Source organism: Photobacterium sp. R1 (genome assembly GCF_054600795.1).
The window spans coordinates 1-249 of sequence record NZ_BAAHZP010000799.1 but is presented as its reverse complement, the minus strand read 5'-3'; the positions used below and the strand labels follow the sequence as shown (position 1 = coordinate 249).

Below are 249 nucleotides of genomic sequence, written 5' to 3'. Positions count from 1 at the left end.
ATCGGCGCCCGTACCTGTGCCCCGGCAATGGATATGATTAATGAGCATGCCCGCAGTACTATTCCAGCTCTGGGCTATGCAGGCACTTACGCCATCGCTAACGTTCTGCTCACAATAGCAGGTACGCTCATTATTATTCTCAGCTAAAAACACCCCCATACGGCTGACACTGACATTTGGCAGAGTCAGCCGTTATTCAGATGATAGATGGTATAATCTCTCACAATTAACCGGTGAAAATTGTACCCG

Annotated in this window: 1 protein-coding gene; it reads left to right on the top strand. The window is 48.2% G+C overall.

All coding sequences use genetic code 11. The features are described from left to right. The coding region (locus ACYP03_RS27265; protein WP_459782840.1) for an aspartate-alanine antiporter-like transporter at positions 1-147 on the top strand (147 nt) is incomplete at its 5' end. Positions 148-249 lie beyond the last annotated feature (102 nt).